At 66.4% G+C, this 2221-nt stretch carries 2 protein-coding genes; both read left to right on the top strand.

What is annotated here, in order from left to right; all coding sequences use genetic code 11:
• Window positions 1-1152 (top strand): hypothetical protein (locus EB084_24080; protein ID NDD31342.1); only part of this gene is annotated, 1152 nt, incomplete at its 5' end.
• Between the two features lie 2 nt (window positions 1153-1154).
• A partial coding sequence (locus tag EB084_24085; GenBank protein NDD31343.1) for a hypothetical protein occupies window positions 1155-2221 on the top strand: 1067 nt, incomplete at its 3' end.

Below are 2221 nucleotides of genomic sequence, written 5' to 3' on the forward strand. Positions count from 1 at the left end.
CACAGCGCCCCCGCCGCCCCCGCTGACACCTTCTCGCCAAGCGCGCCAGGCGATGCGCCGCAGTCTCCGCGCAAGTGGACCGTGATGGTCTACTCCGCCGGCGACAACAACCTCGAGCCTTACCTGTTCACCAACCTCGACGACGCCGAGAAGGTCGGCTCAGACCCCACCACGGCGGTGGTCTCACAGTTCGACCGCGGCGCCGGCAAGGGGGGGTGCCAGCGCCTGCTCATCGAGAAGGACACGAAGCCCGGGGTGCTGGGGTCAACCGTGGTCGGCAACCTGGGGACCAAGGTCGACATGGCCGCCCCGAAGACGCTGTCCGACTTCATCACGTGGAGCAAGGCGAACTATCCTGCCGAGCACTACATGCTCATCATCTCCGACCACGGCAACGGCTGGCAGGGCTGCGTCGAAGATGACAGCGCAGGCACCTGGATGAAGCTTCCCGCACTCACGCAGGGCCTGGCCGACGCACGCAAGGCCACGGGCAGCGGAATCGACATCATCGGTTTCGACGCCTGCCTCATGGCCTCCACCGAGGTCGCCCACCAGCTGAAGGACGAGGCCTCGTACCTCGTGGCTTCCGAAGAGACCGAGGGGGCGGCCGGATGGCCGTACTCCCGCGTGCTGAACGCAGAGATGCTCGCAGACATGCAGAAGATGCTGACAGAACGCGTCTCCGTCTCCCCCCGTGAGCTGGCAGCACATGTGGTCAGCAGCGCACAGTCCGTGCCCGATGATCTCCCGACCATGTCGGCCATCGACCTGGCCAAGGCCCCGACGCTCACCGCGGCGGTCGATCAGTTCGGTCAGGCCATCCTCGCAACGGAAACCTCTCGCTGGACCCTTCGCGGACTTGCGCGACAGACGCAGGGCTTCTACGACTACAAGGATCTCTACGACTTCGCCTCCCAGATCTCGAGGAGTCCGAAGATCAGCGACAAAGCGCTCAAGACCGCGGCAGAGGGCGTGAAGCAGGCCGTCGAGGCCACGGTCTTCGCCGAGAGCCACTCGAAGCGATACCCGAACGCGCACGGCATCACCATCGACACGCACAAGCCGCGGTCAGGGTATGACGAGCTCACGTTCACGCGTGACTCCCACTGGGCGCAGGCCATGCGCAAGATGAACAGCATCTGGGAGCAGTGACCTTGCAAGCCATCGCAGGGGGCGCGAGATCACCGGTTCGCAGCCCGTTCCTCACGGACGGGTCGACGCCGTCGATGAAGGTCTCTCTCTCGAGAGAACCTGAAGCTCCCCCTGTCGATGGCGCGACCGCCCCAGACAGCATCTGTGCGGAGGCATCGCCGCTCTCCCTGGGAATCGTTGCGGGAACCGCGGCGCTCGGCCTGATGGCCCCTGGCGCCCTGCGACCACCCACTGCCTTTCTCGAAGAGGTGCCTGTCGTCACGGTGTCGCTACCCGTCGAAGCCGCTCGAGCAGCGCACGAAGACATGGCCTCTGTGCCCGTCGAGCTGCTCGGCAGCGACGGTCGGCTGCCTGCCGTAGAACTGCCAGCGCAGGCACGGGAGCACTACGCGAAGACCGTTCCCCTCGTCGACCGCATGCTCGACCCCGAGATCCCGGAGGAGTGGCGGATTTCGCTGCGTCGCGACATCGGCGTGGTGCCGGCCTCGTTGCTCGAGCGACTGACAGACGCGGGGCTGCGGATCTGGGTGGTGCCTGCCGGACAGACCTCGGTTCCCGATCACGTCTTTCGCAGCGATACCGGACGGGGCGACGGGCCCAACGTGGCCCCGTCAGACCGCTTCACCCCAGGCAGCCTCGACAACATCCGGTATGTCAACGAGAAGCTCGCAAGCCACGCCATCGATGGGGCCTACCTCCCGTCTCAGCGAATGATCGTGCTGCGAGAGGAGGTGCTGCCCGATCCGGCCGCGGGACAGGGGCGCCACCGCGTCGCACTGCACGAACTGGGACACGCGGTTGATCATTTCCTGGGAAGCAGTCCGGAGCTCGGAAAGGCCCACCAGGAAGAACGAGACCGTCTGTACGCCGCGGCCATGGTTCGGGGGGCCGACACGCTCGTCACGACCTATGCGCGCACCGATGCGGGCGAGCACTATGCCGACGCGTTCGAAGCCTGGTTCACAGCCGATCGCGGTCCAGAACCTGGCGCTCCCCTCCCGCTGCCCTCGCCCCTCCCCCCATCTGACGGGAGCCGCGCGTCGCTGCGCACACGAGAGCCCGAGATGGA

The sequence above is a fragment of the Pseudomonadota bacterium genome, from assembly GCA_010028905.1.
In the GTDB taxonomy this organism is placed as follows: domain Bacteria; phylum Vulcanimicrobiota; class Xenobia; order RGZZ01; family RGZZ01; genus RGZZ01.